This is a genomic window from Mesorhizobium sp. M0676, from assembly GCF_040320535.1.
Lineage (GTDB): Bacteria > Pseudomonadota > Alphaproteobacteria > Rhizobiales > Rhizobiaceae > Mesorhizobium.
In genome coordinates, this window is record NZ_JAMYPU010000028.1 from 1 (window position 1) to 14442 (window position 14442).

11 protein-coding genes and 1 pseudogene are annotated in these 14442 nt (G+C 64.8%); 1 reads left to right on the forward strand and 11 read right to left on the reverse strand.

The genetic code is table 11. The annotated features are described in order from the left end of the window. Positions 1-192: 192 nt before the first annotated feature. The 11 genes and pseudogenes from NKI35_RS25075 to NKI35_RS25125 all read right to left on the reverse strand — a co-directional run bounded on the left by NKI35_RS25075 (position 193) and on the right by NKI35_RS25125 (position 12245). On the reverse strand, positions 193-1449 hold the full coding sequence (locus NKI35_RS25075) for a type II toxin-antitoxin system HipA family toxin (protein ID WP_352741717.1): 1257 nt from the start codon (positions 1447-1449) through the stop codon (positions 193-195). Further along, the gene (locus NKI35_RS25080; protein ID WP_352500667.1) at positions 1424-1750 is read right to left on the reverse strand and encodes a helix-turn-helix domain-containing protein; all 327 of its coding nucleotides are present in this window, start codon (positions 1748-1750) and stop codon (positions 1424-1426) included. The genes NKI35_RS25075 and NKI35_RS25080 overlap by 26 nt, the downstream gene beginning before the upstream one ends. A gap of 579 nt (positions 1751-2329) precedes the next feature. Further along, the gene (gene fni, locus NKI35_RS25085) at positions 2330-3433 is read right to left on the reverse strand and encodes a type 2 isopentenyl-diphosphate Delta-isomerase (RefSeq protein WP_502897170.1); all 1104 of its coding nucleotides are present in this window, start codon (positions 3431-3433) and stop codon (positions 2330-2332) included. A 28-nt stretch (positions 3434-3461) separates the two neighbouring features. Continuing rightward, the gene (locus tag NKI35_RS25090; protein ID WP_352463354.1) at positions 3462-4364 is read right to left on the reverse strand and encodes a terpene synthase family protein; all 903 of its coding nucleotides are present in this window, start codon (positions 4362-4364) and stop codon (positions 3462-3464) included. After that, a complete protein-coding gene (locus NKI35_RS25095; protein WP_352741718.1) occupies positions 4361-5911 on the reverse strand; it encodes a hypothetical protein in 1551 nt (516 codons plus the stop codon). Before NKI35_RS25095 ends, NKI35_RS25090 begins: the two co-directional genes overlap by 4 nt. A gap of 146 nt (positions 5912-6057) precedes the next feature. Then, positions 6058-7059: a polyprenyl synthetase family protein gene (locus tag NKI35_RS25100; protein WP_352741719.1), complete on the reverse strand. Its 1002-nt coding sequence runs from the start codon at positions 7057-7059 to the stop codon at positions 6058-6060. A gap of 121 nt (positions 7060-7180) precedes the next feature. After that, on the reverse strand, positions 7181-8524 hold the full coding sequence (locus tag NKI35_RS25105; RefSeq protein ID WP_023687321.1) for a cytochrome P450: 1344 nt from the start codon (positions 8522-8524) through the stop codon (positions 7181-7183). Beyond that, positions 8524-9366 (reverse strand): SDR family oxidoreductase, encoded by an 843-nt coding sequence (locus NKI35_RS25110; protein WP_023687322.1) that lies wholly within the window; start codon positions 9364-9366, stop codon positions 8524-8526. The genes NKI35_RS25105 and NKI35_RS25110 overlap by 1 nt, the downstream gene beginning before the upstream one ends. Positions 9367-9534: 168 nt before the next feature. Beyond that, positions 9535-9660: pseudogene (locus NKI35_RS25115) on the reverse strand (ferredoxin); the annotation flags it as partial. Between the two features lies 1 nt (position 9661). Further along, positions 9662-10951, reverse strand: a complete 1290-nt coding sequence (locus NKI35_RS25120; RefSeq protein ID WP_352741720.1) for a cytochrome P450 — start codon at positions 10949-10951, stop codon at positions 9662-9664. Between the two features lie 91 nt (positions 10952-11042). Further along, positions 11043-12245 carry a cytochrome P450 gene (locus NKI35_RS25125; RefSeq protein ID WP_352741721.1) on the reverse strand — a complete coding sequence of 401 codons (1203 nt, stop codon included), beginning with the start codon at positions 12243-12245 and terminating at the stop codon, positions 11043-11045. A gap of 1654 nt (positions 12246-13899) precedes the next feature. Here NKI35_RS25125 and NKI35_RS25130 point away from each other — a divergent pair. Beyond that, the gene (locus tag NKI35_RS25130) at positions 13900-14433 is read left to right on the forward strand and encodes a peroxiredoxin (RefSeq protein WP_023698264.1); all 534 of its coding nucleotides are present in this window, start codon (positions 13900-13902) and stop codon (positions 14431-14433) included. Positions 14434-14442: the final 9 nt, after the last annotated feature.

The following is a 14442-nucleotide window of genomic DNA, read 5'->3' on the forward strand; positions in this document are numbered from 1 at the left end:
TGAATACATCTGCAAAATCTGGACAAAAGAGCCCGAACGATTCAGGCTCGATCCAACCCATCAAACCTTGGGACTAAACATCTAGTGGACACTCCGCCGACTTTGCGCGCGATCCTGGCATACCACCGATCCACGGCCACTCATCGGGGGCCACGGGCGAATAGTTCCGCTATACAACCCGAGGGACTCGGTTCACTTCTCGGCGCAGGAGTTCAGTATCGGCGTCATCGCCTTCACATGTTCGTCGATCCGCTCGAGCACTTTCGCTGCGACAAGGTCGCGCTCAGGCAGATGCCACCAGTGTTCGTTGACGAGTTTGACTGTCTCGACCACTGCCTTCAGGACTGCCGGCTCCGGAAGCCTTGCACGGTTCGCAAATGCTCTCCATCTCGGTGCCGCTAGCGCCTTGAACGAGCGCTCCCCTCCAAGCGACAGCGCCATGGCGTCGGCGGGAATATACGGCACGGTGGACAGGACGTCGTAGATTGGTGCAAGCGCCGGCTTGTCGCCGTTACCGGGATAGATCAAAGACCAGTTCTTCAGGTGCATGTCGCCATTGCCGGTGATGACGGTCAGTGCCAGGCGGCGGACGAACTCGAGAGCCGCCTTAGGCGAGACGGCCACGCCAAGAGCCAGGGCTATGTCGTGATAAGCAGCCCCCTCATATTTGCGCGAGGGGTAGACACCGAAGACCTGAGCGAAATCCTCGATGTGTATCCTCTCGCCACCAGGGCCGCGATCGAAGCGTTTGACGAGAAGGACTTTGCCTTCCGACAGCGTGTTGAATTCTTCGGGAACGCCCTCAAAATCGGATTTCTCGACCAGTTCGCATTCAGGAACGTCCATGCCGATTGCTGCTGCCAGCGCCAGGTTGGCGAATTCGTTTTCGGAAACGCCCGGAAACGCCGTCGACGGGAACTTGGCGATGTACCGGCCCTGCTCGTCGTCCATCGGTAAGGTAAGGCCGCCGCCTTTTCCAATGTTCTTCATGACCGACAGCTTCATCTGCACGCCGGCAAGCGAGAACCGTGCCTTGGGCTGATCCTTTGAAGCACCCTGTGAAACCGCTATCGCGCCGTCACTGGGCAACGCCCGTACGGCTCCCGGCAGATCGGCGCCCAGCGCCGTTAAAAGGTCGAAATCATTGGCTGGCCGCACATTGCCTTCGTGGTGCCTTTCCATCGCCTCGCGCAATTTCTCCTCCGGCAGGAGGTTCGCGAAGAAAGCGGGCAAGGCGCTTGCCAGAGGCTTCGGATCTTTCCGCAATCCTCCCGTCGCTGCCCGGAACGACAGGCTGAGAACCGGAAAGCCGCCCGTCGCGCGGTAGGCCTCATCGAAGTTGAATGCATTGAAATCGCCCGGCGTCCTGACGATTGTGCCGATCTTCACTGCGTTCAAGAGCACGTCCAGCGACGGGATCGTCTTAGGTGCGCGAAAGACTGGGGCCATGATCGTCATCGTCAGGTTGAGAAACAAAGGCGGGCCGATCGTTATCATCATGCGGACGCAATAGAGCCTGGACAGCCGGCACCATGACTTGCGGAACCAGCATCATTTCCAGACCGAGCGCGCGAGCGATATTCATGAGCGTCGTTGCACGCGCGGCCGCGGCTCCCTTTTCGATGTCGCGATATCGGGGACGGGATATACCCGCCAAGTCAGCGACCTGCTCCTGCGTCATGGCAGCGGCCAGCCTCGCCTGCCTGAAAAGCCCACCGATTTCGCGCAGAATTTCCGATTGAGAGTCCATATGATACGTAAACGATCCATTCCAATGCTAGATGATATGGCAGAGTACCTTATCCAGCGATCGAGTCAACACGTCATGATCTGTTCGCGTATCATGCATCAGCTTTATGATACGAAAAGAGATCAATTATCCTGCATTTGGCGCCGCCCGACGATGGCGCCGTCCGAAACGGACGCCCGATCAGCGCTCCGAAATCATCGGACGTTAAATCAAGGCGGTCCGGCAGCTGAAATCGCTCGTCTCTTCTCGTTCATACGGCCGGCCGCGCTGACTGGGGGTCAATGTGGATCGCCACTCCTTCATTGTAATGGATTGCACCATCCGCTCCTGCCGGTCTCCGCCGCAGCTGGTGTTCCGACGCTTTTAGGGGCTCTTCTTCGGCGTGACCGGTCACCCTGATCGAGCATCGAGATAGCCGTCGAATACGCTTTACTCGCGGCTGTCCATATGGCGGAACGCCTCCTTGATCACGAAGCAGCACCCGAAAAACCCCGCGACGAGCGCGAATGGCCCGGCGGTCGGCGATCTTCTCACTCGGCAAGGCTAGGCGCCCGCCGCCACGTGCGGGCTACGCCGGCATCAACCGGCGGGCAGATGCGTCGAGGGCAACAAGCGCGCCTGACGCAACGCCGCCAGATCAGCCGAGCCGGTGCAGAAGCAGGCGACGGCCAACTGGCGGATGACGATCTCGAAATGCGCGACAACCGCCTCGGTGGATACGGTGGCCGCGCGCAGCACGCCGGCTGCCTGCCCCGCGATGTCCGCGCCCAGGCGGATAGCCTTGGCCACGTCGACGCCGTCGCTGACCCCGCCCGACGCGATCAGCTTCACCGCTGGCAGCGCCCGACGTACCGCCTGCACGCTGGCCGGGGTCGGGATCCCCCAATCGGCGAACGCCATCGCAACTGTACGGTCGGCGGCATCGGGGGCCCGCTCGCCCTCCACCGCGGCCCAACTGGTGCCGCCGGCGCCGGCGACATCGATCACCGCCACGCCCGCCTGAACGAGCGCACAAGCCACCGAAGCAGAGAGGCCCGACCCCACTTCCTTGGCCACGATCGGCACCCCCATGCTGCGCGCGGCGCGAGCGATCTGGGCCAGGACGCCGCGCCAGTCGCGGTCGCCCTCCGGCTGTACCGCTTCCTGCAGCGGATTGAGATGGACGATGAGTCCATCGGCCTCCAGTGCATCCACCGCCCGGCGCGCCAGGTCCAGGCCGTCGGCCTCACGCAGTTGCGCGGCGCCGATATTGGCCAGCAAGGGAATGTCTGGGGCCTGGCGGCGCAGCGCGCGCGTCAGCCCTTGGGAGTTGCGGGATTGCAGGCTCACGCGCTGCGAACCGACGCACATGGCGATTCCCAAGGCTTGCGCTGCCTCGCTTAGATGCCGGTTGATGGCCTCGGCGCGTGGCATGCCGCCGGTCATGGAGCTGATCAGCAGAGGCGCGCGCATGGTCTTGCCCAGCAGCGAGGCGCTGAGGTCGATCTGCGTCAGATCCAACTCGGGCAATGCGCAGTGTTCGAAACGGATGTACTCCCAGCCGGCGGCCTTGGCCCGTGCCGTTCGCCGATTCAGCACGATGTCCAGGTGGTCGTCCTTGCGCCGGCTCAACTTGGTGTCGCTGATGCTCGCTCCATCCGCGTCATCGGGCGACGGCGTTGCGTCGGGTCGGACCGACGGCAGCGCGCGCACGCCATCGTTTCCCCCGCGTTCAGGCCGGCGCACGCTGGCCTCCGCCTGCAGCGTCGCTGCGGTAGCGGCTGGTCGAGGTCTCGTAGTACTGCGCGCGGACTGCCGCCATGGCCTCGATCAACGGTCCCCACGGCGCGGGAAAACGTTCTTCCGCCATCACCCGGTGCAGCATGCGTGTGTGGCCGGCCAACTCGTCCTTGAGGAACTCCACCACAGGCATGGCGGGATAGCGCTGCAGCAGCAGGATCGCCGCGTTGTCGGCCTCGCCGGCCGATCTATCCTTTTCGCGTCCATGCAGATCGTTCTGCAAGCGCCCTATTGCGGATATGAGCCGCAGGGCCTGGCGAAACGCCGGACGCGCGCGCAAGGTCGCCATGTCCAGCCCCCACAGCAACGACAGGCAACAGAACACGTTCGTGTAGGCGATCGAATCCACGCCGTTCTGCAAGTACTCGGCGAAGGACCAGCGCTCCTCCCCTGCCGCCTGCGCGTGTCCGGCGCGCAGCGCCGCGCAGTAGCACTGGGTATCCTCGAGAAGCTGGGCATAGTCGCGACGATCGTAGGCGAGCGCGGCGAGCGAAGCGCGCAGCACAGCACAGCCCTCGAATCCTGGTAGCGCGCACGCCACGCCCTGCCCCAGCGCCTGCTCCACCGCGGCGAGCTGCTCCGGCGCGATCAGGTCAAGGTCGTTGCAATCGTCCAGCCAGAACAGCAGCGCCAGTTCGCGATAGAACGCCACGATCAGCGTTTCGTCCAGCGGATCGCGGCCGGTGCGGGCGCTGGTGTCGCGCAGGCTCGGCTGGATGCGCTGCAGGATGTACTGGCCGCCCCGGACTGCTTCCACGGCATGCTCGTCGGCGAACCCGGTCAGGGAACGCCCCCACTCTAGCACCTGCTGCAGCGCGCGATCGGTCGGGATCATGGCCCGGCTCCTGCTCCCTCGGCCGAGACGCGCCGCCCCCAACGAAGCGCCAGCCACAACCCGGCGAGTTCGGCCACGCGCACCACCCGGGTGGGGCAATACAGTTCCTTGCCGATCCACAGCGGCGTCTGGGGCAGTGAATGCGCCGCGTGGCGGGCGAGCATCCACTTCAGCGCCCGCGCCACCGCCTGCGCGATGCCCCGGCGCCGGGTCGGCTCTTCGCTCCCGTCCATCACGTGCAACGCGAACAGCGCATAGGCGGTTTCCTCGAATGTGGACGCGCGACCAGCGCCCCAGCCGCCGTCGTCGCGCTGCGCCTTCAGCAGCCCCGCCAGCGCGCGCTCGTCGCGCCACTGGGGGTTGCCTTGCGCGAGCGCAGCGACCGCATGCGCGGTTGGATACAGCCACGAAACGTGCCATTTTTCGTTGTCCCACAGACCGTGCGGGTTGCGATTGGCCTCGACGTAGGCGCTGGTGCCGGCGGCGGGTTTTCCCAACATTCGCAAAGCATGCAGGGCATGGATGTTGGTCGACACCGAGGCATTGCGCTCACCGGGAAAGGTGACGAAGAGTTCGCCGGTTTCGAACTGGCGCAACGCGTCGGCCGCCGGGTCGCGGCCTGCAAGGCGAAGGACGCACAACGCAACGGCGGTGTCGTCCGCATCGGCCGCGAAGTGCAAGGCAGGGCCCAGACCGCGCACCCCGAGGCGGGCGTCGAGCTGCGCGATGATCACTTGCACCGCCTCGGCGAGCGCGGGATGCGCGAACAGGCCGGCCAGATGCAGGGTGTACAGCGACCAGCATGGCTCGAACACATTGATTGGCCAGACGTTTGGAAGGACACCTTCGATGCCGGTGCGCGTAGCCCGCGATGCCGCCTGCAGATACCCGCCCGTGCGCCCGACGTGCGGCGTTCTTCTCTGTGTCACGGCGTGCGCACGCCACGCGACGGTGGCCGCCGGACTGATGCCGATGCTGCCGTCGTCGTCCGGGCATGCGGTGGCCGGCGACGTCCCCCAGGCTTCCCAGGAGTGCAGCAACGGATGGCCGCTCGGCAACGTCGCCACAGCCCCCAGCTTGACCAGGCGTGCTTGCCGCAACGGCAACAGCGCCGGGTGGCGCGGAAACGACAAGCCGCCCAGCAAGGATGCGGCCTCGTCGCACAACTGCGGCAGGATCAGCTCCGCGCCGATGGGCGCGTCTTCCGGCACCGCATGCGCATAGGGATCGGGCTGGCGCTCGATGAACCGGGTTGCAGCCTGGACTGCGTCGGCAGCCCCGGGAAGAGGATCGGCACGCTGCAACGCCAGCAGCGCCGCCCAGGTAGGCGCATGGCGAAACAGCGGGAAGTCCGCACTTCCCCATCCGCCATCGGCCTGTTGCTGCGCGATGAGCCACGCGTATGCGTCGTGCCGACCGGTGACTTTGCCGTCGAACTGCAGAGCTCGCGCCGTGTCGTATACGGACGGACCCACGCTGCCGCCATCGCTCATCTCGCTCAGCAGGTGGCCCAATTCGGAAAGGATCTGTTCGGACAGCGCGTTCACGCGGGATGTTCCTTCTGCAGAGGGCTAACGAGAACAGAAACGGGCAGACGCCGCGCACGTCACCGCCGACACGGACACAGTGCAGCATGCAGCGCCCGCCGGCCGATCGCAGCAGCACAGCGGCAAGTCCTTACGGCTGGGCACGCTCATGCGTATGGCGCGGACAGATAGACGTTGGCCCGCTGCAGCATCTGCGCCAACCCTTCCGCACGCGCCCCCAGAGGGGCGATGGCCTCCCCGGCGTCGTGCAACAAATACAGGGCGAACTGGCGCGCTGCCTGCAGCCCCATGATCGACGCGCAGGTCGGCTTCTGCGCGGCCGCGTCCTTGCCGGGGGTCTTGCCAAGAGTCGCGGTATTCGCCGTCGCGTCGAGAATGTCGTCCGCCACCTGCAACGCCAGGCCAAAACAGGCGGTGTAGCGATCGAGCGCAGCATACAGCGCAGCGTGCGCGGCATCCTCCGCGATGGAGTATAGCGCGCCCATGCGAACCGACGCGCGCACTAGCGCTCCGGTTTTCATCCGGTGCATCGCCAGGATGCTGTCCAGCCCGGCGTGCTTTCCGACCAGCGACAGATCCATGGCCTGCCCGCCTGCGGCACCCTCGGCGGACACCGCCTGCGCCAGTTCACGCACGAGCGCAATACGATTGTCTCCCGGCGCATCCAGGCTCGCCAGCGTCAGGAAGGCGTGGGCCTGCAGCGCATCGCCGACCAGGATCGCAGTGGCTTCGCCGAACTTTACGTGCACGGTCGGAAGGCCGCGGCGAAGCACGTCGTCGTCCATCGCCGGCAGGTCGTCGTGGACCAGGGTACAGGCGTGCATCATCTCGATGGCGGCGCCGACGTCGTCGAGCATGTGCGCCGGCGTGCCCGCCAGTGCGCCGGCAGCCAGACAGAGCAAGGCTCTGGTGCGCTTCCCGCCACGCAAGGTGGCGTAGCGCATGGCTGCCATCAGCTCTGTCTTACCGTCGTCTTCGGCGCAGAGCAGACGCGCCAGCGCCTGTTCGACCCGCTTTGCGCCGTCCTGCATCCAGATCTCCGGGAGCAGCCCGCCAGATGCGCCGCGCGCCTGCGCGCCCAACCCGCCGAATGCGGAAACGCCAGTTCGGTCGTCGTGTATTGTGGAACCGGTTTGCATGTTGTTCATGTCCTTGTAGCTGAGACGGCCACGGCGAGCGCAAGTCGTCACACGAGTGCGTGCGCCGAGTGCAGCAATGCCGCGCCCCGCCGGCGCCGCTGCCTTGCCACACAGGGCGTCCGACACCAGCTCATGAGAAGCCTATGCGGATTGCCATGGACGGATGTGCGGTCGGGTAATAGCGCCGGCCTTTTTCGACGTCGCTCAGCAACTGCGGCCGCACCCCGGCCTTGTGCATGGTCAGCGCCAAGGCGATGCAGAACTGCACCATTTCCAGCCATACCAGGTGGTAGCCGATGCAGACGTGTGGGCCGGTACCGAACTGCAGCATGTCCACGGGCCGGACCGGTTCTGTGCGTAGCAGCCACCGCGCCAGGCGGAACTGATCAGGCGCCTCGTGCAGCAGCGCCGAGGTCGAGAAATGCAGCAGCGGGATGCATAAGTGGGTGCCCGCGGGAATGCGCCTTTGGCCGAGTTGCAATTCCTGCAGCGCGCGACGCGGCAGGAGCGTGGTCGCCGGATGCAGGCGCAGTGTCTCGCGGAACAGGGCCTCGGCGACCGGACACTGCGCCAGGTCCGCGTGCCGGGTCGGCACCGCGCCCACGCGTTGCGCCTCCTCGACCAGGGCGTCCCACAGCACAGGCTGCCTCGCCAGCTCGATCACGATCCAGGCCATCGTCGAGGCAGTGGTGTCGTGACCGGCAAGCAGCAGCAAGCGAATGTTCGCGACCAGGACGTCATCGGAGAGCGGACCGTCGCTGCTGTCAAAAGCGCTCACCATGTCGTTGATGAACCCGGTGCGCGCGGCATGCGCGCGCGCATCGCGGACGAACCGGCGCAACTGCGCGTCGATCCAGTCGCGGGCGGAGCGGCCGCGCCGCAAAGGCAATCCGGGCAGGTCGACCGGTGGCGCGATGATCAACTGCAGCAATTGCCGGTACTTGCGATGCCATCCCGGCAGGTCCTGCGCGGGGATTCCCATGAGGCTGAAGATGAGCTTCAGCATCAGGTCGCCGGTCTCGCGCAGGATAGTTACCTCGCCGCGGGCGCGCCACGCCTGCACCCGCGCCTGGATGACCGGCGCGAACAGGTCGCCGATCCCGGCCTGGGTCAGCCCCTTGGGCAAGAACGCTGCCTTGATGGCATCGCGCGCCTGCCGGTGCGCGCCGCCGTCCAGGGCAACCAACGTTCCGCCAAGCAATTCGGGCGCGATCTCTTCGATCAGCGCCGAGGACACGTCCTTGTGCTTGAGCAGAGAGAATGCGTCCGGATCCACACAGGTCATCAGATGTCCGGCAGGGCCGAAATCCAGCCAGAAGTGGCTGCCCAGCGTCCGTTCTGCGCGTTGCAGCAGGCGCGGCAGGTCGCAGACAATGGCGGGAAGATGCCCGACCAGGGGGAAAGCGCCGGGCATGACCGGGATGTCGGATCGCAGCCGGTGCCGACGGTTGAGTGGGTTGAGCAGTATGTCCATCAGCAGCGCGCCGCCGTCGCCGATTCGGTGTCGCCGGCAGGGCGCGCGGCGCAGCTGTTGCCACCGTCGGCGTATGTCGGCACATGCGCCAGCATGCCGCCATCGATGCACACGACCTGGCCGGTGATGAACGCAGCATCGGCGGAGAGCAGGAACGCCACGAGCGCGGCCACGTCCTCGGGGCGGCCGACGCGCTGCAGGAGCTGGTGCCGGCGCAGATGCCGTTGCATGCACTCGTCCAGCTTGGCGAGGAGACGCTCGGTCATGATAAGACCCGGCGCAACCGCGTTGCAGCGAATCTGCGCATGACCGTACTGGGTGGCGAGCGAAGCCGAGAGCATGTTCATCGCCGCCTTCGACGCGCCGTAGGACGTCTGCCCCTTGTCACCGCTGAGCCCTTGGCACGACGACATGTTGACGATCGCGCCACCGCCGCGGTCGATCATCCGTGGGATGGCCTGCCGGCAGCAGAGCAGCGTGCCGCGCAGATTGGTCGCCATGGTCTGGTCCCAGACTGCCAGGTCCAGGTCGAGGATCGCGCAGTCGCGCGGGGTCAGATGCATGGCGCTCGCATTGTTCACCAGCAGGTCGACCCCCCCGAAGTGCCGCTCCGCCGTCTCGAACAGCGCTGCCACCGCCTGCTCATCGGCGATATCCATGGCTATGGGCAGCGCGTGGCCTGCTTCGGCCGCGATCTGCGCGGTGCAGGCGATGGCCGCCGAGCCATCAATGTCGGCCACCACCACTCTGCCGCCCCCGCGCGCGATGGCGAGAGCGCATGCCTTGCCGATGCCGGCGCCGGCGCCGGTCACCACGGCCACCTTGCCTTCAAACCTTGCCATCGTGTCTCCTGAATTGCATTGGTCTTTCGCAGCATGCCGCTCGGCCTGCGCCGGAGAAGGCGCAGGGTCCGCGCTTGCGCGCTCGTCATGGCCAGCATCGCTTTCGATGACCCGAATGGCGGCGACCGGGCACTGGTTGGCCGCAAGCCGCACGGCGGCGTGCAGCGCCTGCGGGACCGTCGCCACGCACACTTCGGCCACCCCGTCCGGTTCGCGCTGGCGAAAGGCGCCCGGCAGCGTCAGCACGCACTGCCCGGTAGTTCCGCACAGATCCTGATCGACCACGACGCGCATCTCAGCCCTCCTGCCGATGCAGCCGCACCGGCAGCGCGCGGAACGTCCTAAGGAACGCGGAGGGCTCCCGGGTCGGCTGCTCGGCCAATGCCAGCGTGGGGAAGCGCGCCTGGATCCGCGGCAGGCTCTCGGCCAACTGCACCCGGGCCAGTTGCGCACCAAGGCAGAAGTGGATGCCGTGGCCGAAGGCCAGCATGATCTTCCCGTCGATCGATATGCCAGGACTGGTGCCGTAGAACCGCACGGGATCGAAGCGGTCCGGATCGGCGAAGGCGTCCGGGTCACGATTGCCGGCCGCGATCAGAACGCGCACGTCCGCGTTCTTCGGGATCACCACGCCACCCAGTTCGATGTCGCGCTGGGCGATACGCGGAATGGAGCTGAACATGGCGGGCGCGTCGTAGCGCAGGGCTTCTTCGACGAATGCCTTTACCCCCATGGCATCTCCTTTCAGCCAGTGCCGCTGTTCGGGATACGCCAGCATCGCCAGGACAGCATGGCCGATGGCCGCGGCAGTGGTGGCGAAGCCGCCCAGCAACATGCCCCAGAGCATGCTGATCAATTCCGTATCCGACAGCATCTCGGCATCGCCGTCGTGTGCGCCGACCAGCATTGACAAGATGTCGTGGCTGGAATCGGAGCGCTTGCGCTGTATGAGGTCGCCGAAGTAGGCCTGAACCTTGGCGCTGGCCGAGTCCGCCGCGGCGAGCTGGGGATCGCTGGCGTGCGGGCTCAGGCCTTCCAGAATGGCGCTGATGCCGGTGACGAGCCCGAGAATGTCGTCCGGGGGCATGCCGAACAGTTCGCCGAAAACCAGCATGGGCAAGGCCAGCGCGAATTCCTGATGCAGGTCCACTGCCTCCCCGCGCTCCAGTGCGGGCGCCATGCCGTCCAGGCGCGCTGCGACAATGCGAGCGATGGCCGGCCTCAGCTTGTCGATCTGGCCGATGGTGAAATCGCGCGAGATCAGCCGGCGCAGACGCGTATGCGTTGGAGGTTCCTTCATCGCCAAAGTGGACGCCAGCAGACTTAGCGACAGGCTGGTCGCCGCACGCGGGAAATAGCGCGCCAGTTCGCCTGGCGCCGGCCCCCGAAAAGCATCGCCCGTGGCCTTGAGCGCCCAGTAGATGTCGGCGTGGCGGCTCAACAGAAAGAGGCCCGACGCCGCGCGATGTACCGGATCGTGCTCGCGCAACCACCGCATGAATGGATACGGGTCCTGAATGCACGCTGGCGACGCCAGTTCGGCGAAGGCGTCCCGGCATGCTGCCGTGGTTTCTTGCACGTCCATCTTGGTCACCTGTTGGTTGGCTGATCTGATCGGCGCGCGGCAGTCGCGCGGGCAATTCGAGGACATCGCGATTCCTCGTGGCGTCCGCGGATCACCAGAGCACCGGGAACTCCTCGAACCCGCCAGTGATGATCTCCTTGCGCAACTTCAGTTCTTCGGGCGCCACGGCCAGGCGCAGCGCGGGAAAGCGCTGGAAGATCGAACCGAACACCGCCTTGAGTTCCAGCCTGGCCAGCGCCAAGCCGACGCAGTTGTGGGGTCCGTAGGAGAACGCCAGGTGCGGGTTTTCGTCACGTCCGATGTCGAAGATTTCCGGGTCGTCGAAATGGCGCGGATCGAACGACGTCGCCGGCAGGCCGACCAGCACCTTGCTCTCTGCGGGAACATGCACGCCCGCGATGGTCACGTCGGTCCTCGGATAGCGCATGATGCCGTCCCAGCCCGCGCCCGGCGGGTACATGCGCAGGATTTCCTCCACGACCTTGTCCACCAGGGATGGATCGCCCACCAGGCGTTCGCGCTGTTGCGGATGGCGGAACATGGCCAGCAGGCCAAATTCGATCTGTGCCACGGTGCTCTCGTGCCCCGCCACCAGCATGCCTGCCGCCAGGCCGATCGCCTCTTCCTCGGTCGCCTTGCCCTGGTCGACCGCCGCGAGCAGATCCGTCAGCACGTTGTCGCCCGGATCCTGGCGCTTGTCCCGCATCTTGCCGCGAATGTAGGCGCGGAGTTCTTCCCAGGCCAAGCGCGACGCGCTTCGCGGGCCGCTTTCATGCTGGTGCGTCATCACCTCGTCGGACAGCCCGGCGAAAAAGGCGTGATCCTCGTAGAGCACGCCCATCAGCGCGCCAATGACCATCGCAGGAAGCGGAAAGGAGAGGTGGCGCCGCAGATCGGCGGGCTGGGGCTGGGCCGCCAGCGTCTCGAACAACTGCGCGGCGATCGCCTCCACTTGCTGCGCGAGCTGCTTCACCCTGCCGTTGCTGAAGGCCGGCGCCACGATCGTGCGTAGCCGCGTATGCTCGCCCCCCTCGTGCGAGACCAGCCATCCTGGCGAACCGAGAATCACCGAATCCGGGGTGAATGCCGCCGGCGGCATTCCCGCGGGCCGGAACGCCGCGTCGGTCAACACCGCCTTGGCCTCGTCATAGCCTGTGACCCACCAGCCTTCGTGCCCGGACGGGAAGCGCACGTGGTGGATCGGACCATTGGCCCGTAGCGCCAACATCTCAGGCGAGGGCTCGATGTGATCGACGCGCCACATCGGCAGCGTCGGCAAAGGTTGTTCGGACATGGTGGCACTTCACTCAATAGCGAGGGCGGAAGGTGACCGGCGGGCGCTGCGGCAGCGAAGACCTAAGACGGCATATAGATGACGTCCTCCGAAGGCAGACCGATTATCAAGAACGGCTAACGCGTAACTGTCTAGGCACATCGCGCGGCGAGATGCGGAACGTTATCTTGCACCTTCGAGGTCAGGACAAAGTCGGCGCGGTGGGCATTTGAGCCGCCGCCGGCCAAGCTTTCCTGCGCAAGGGTCGACAAAGGCGGCGAGCTGTTGGGTAAGGGCGGTTTCGCCGAGCACACCATGCCCATAGACGCTATCCGACGCGGATTTGACATTTTGCTTTTCTTTCTTCGTTCCATTCGTGCCATCCACGAAATGAAAGTCGGTCGGCGGCTCCCGGCCCGCAACGAAGAGGCTTCAAAACTCGTGCCAATTTGGCCGACCGAAGAAAAAAATCTGTGATGCTTTTAGGGGCTTAGCCTGAGGCCAGAGAAGAGCTAGGCGAAATAGACCGGTGTCGCGGGCCAACAAAGGCGACCGAACAGTGTCGGACAGAACGCCTCGGCGACCTTTAGGTCGGGCTTGCGACATTCTGGTCCAGTTTCGAACATAAGAGGGCGGCAAACAGACACGATTGGGGAATTCGATCCTCACGGGGCCAAGGCGCTTGCCCAAGAGCGCGCGCTCATGTTGCCGCGAAAGGCGCGTGTTCGCGGTGCCTGCGCACCCATGAATGCTAGCGGCACACGCTACGCAATGACTGGAGTGCCCGCCAGCCTCAGGTAGTGCATCGGCTCGGCTTCCGGTCTTCTTTGCCCAGCCGGGGCCGAAGCGCCGAATATCCGCACCACACAGCATCGTTGTTGCCTGTGTGACGAGGCGGTTATAGCGCGCGCCCGATCTTCCAAGACACGGCCTCCGAGAAGGAGGGGCGGTCCAACGGCACCTCTATTCCAAATGGCACGCCGCTTGCTGCTCCTGGTTAGAGCACCATCAAATCACGATGAAAGCGACTTGTGCCATGCCCGATACGCGAAGCTCTAGACCGTGGCCTGAGGAGACGGTGCCCCTTGCAGCTGAACATCGGGGCATCGTCTCCTCCGGAAGTCCGTTCTGGATGGCCGCTTTGCGCATGGCTGGTCCGATGCCGGCACGCCAACACGGGCAGCGCGCGCAAATGCGGTTTGCCGGTTCTGTTCAGCATGTGAGTGCCGAAAAGCCTTGTCAAAGGGTCGTCACCCAAGCCAAAGCCGGCGGGTCACTGCCACATATCGACAACATGCTGAACCAGTCCAGTGACGCGGAATCCAGTGAAGCGGGTCTGTTGCGTGAAGTGACATTTCAGGCCCCCACATGCTTTGCGATATTGGCTCCTTCCGGCCGCTATCCTTTTTCCCCGGGCACGATCGCGGGTGACCGATCCCGCTTCCGGCGCCATAGCCGTGGAAAGCAAGCGGCTCGACGGTCTCCAGCTCGCTCAGATCGATTGCGTTCGCGTGGCCAAGACCAGCCGCCAAGACGTTCCCATACGTCGGGATGGAAAAGGAAGTTGCGAGCCGCCGAGGCCCTCATTCCGTGCCCGAGCATACGAGCCTTTGCTCGGAATTGCGCCAGCCTATGCCAGAATTCAACGGCAGTTTTCTTCTTTAGGAGCAACTTGATGACAGTTCAAAAGAAAGTTCCCTTCGTCACCTTTCTCACGCGTGTTCACGATAAGTCGGTCGAGGGGCCAAATCCATATCGCTGGGAAGAAAAGACATCTGACGACTACTTTGCCGGCAAGCGCGTCATCCTGTTCTCGCTGCCTGGCGCCTTCACGCCGACCTGCTCGACCTACCAGTTGCCCAAGTTCGAAGAGCTCTATGATGAGTTTGAGAAGGAGGGAATTGACGCGATTTACTGCCTCTCAGTCAACGACGCCTTCGTCATGAATGCGTGGGGGAAGTCCTTGGGCCTGAAGCAGGTCGAGCTCATCCCCGATGGCTCAGGCGAGTTCACACGCAAGATGGGCATGCTGGTTGCCAAGGACAATCTCGGATTCGGGATGCGCTCATGGCGTTACGCCGCCCTGATCAACAATGGCGTGGTGGAGCACTGGTTCGAGGAGGAAGGTTTCTCCGACAACTGCGAGGCCGACCCGTATGGCGTCTCATCCCCGCAAAACGTCCTTGAAACGCTGAAAGCCGCCGCATGACCTAGAAAA

Coding starts and splice junctions, on each gene's coding strand:
- NKI35_RS25090 (WP_352463354.1), bottom strand. CDS start 4,364: ATGATCCCGACCGATCGCGCGCTGCAGCAGGTGCTAGAGTGGGGGCGT.
- NKI35_RS25075 (WP_352741717.1), bottom strand. CDS start 1,449: ATGGCCCCAGTCTTTCGCGCACCTAAGACGATCCCGTCGCTGGACGTG.
- NKI35_RS25080 (WP_352500667.1), bottom strand. CDS start 1,750: ATGGACTCTCAATCGGAAATTCTGCGCGAAATCGGTGGGCTTTTCAGG.
- NKI35_RS25120 (WP_352741720.1), bottom strand. CDS start 10,951: ATGGACGTGCAAGAAACCACGGCAGCATGCCGGGACGCCTTCGCCGAA.
- NKI35_RS25125 (WP_352741721.1), bottom strand. CDS start 12,245: ATGTCCGAACAACCTTTGCCGACGCTGCCGATGTGGCGCGTCGATCAC.
- NKI35_RS25110 (WP_023687322.1), bottom strand. CDS start 9,366: ATGGCAAGGTTTGAAGGCAAGGTGGCCGTGGTGACCGGCGCCGGCGCC.
- NKI35_RS25130 (WP_023698264.1), top strand. CDS start 13,900: ATGACAGTTCAAAAGAAAGTTCCCTTCGTCACCTTTCTCACGCGTGTT.
- NKI35_RS25100 (WP_352741719.1), bottom strand. CDS start 7,059: ATGAACAACATGCAAACCGGTTCCACAATACACGACGACCGAACTGGC.
- NKI35_RS25105 (WP_023687321.1), bottom strand. CDS start 8,524: ATGGACATACTGCTCAACCCACTCAACCGTCGGCACCGGCTGCGATCC.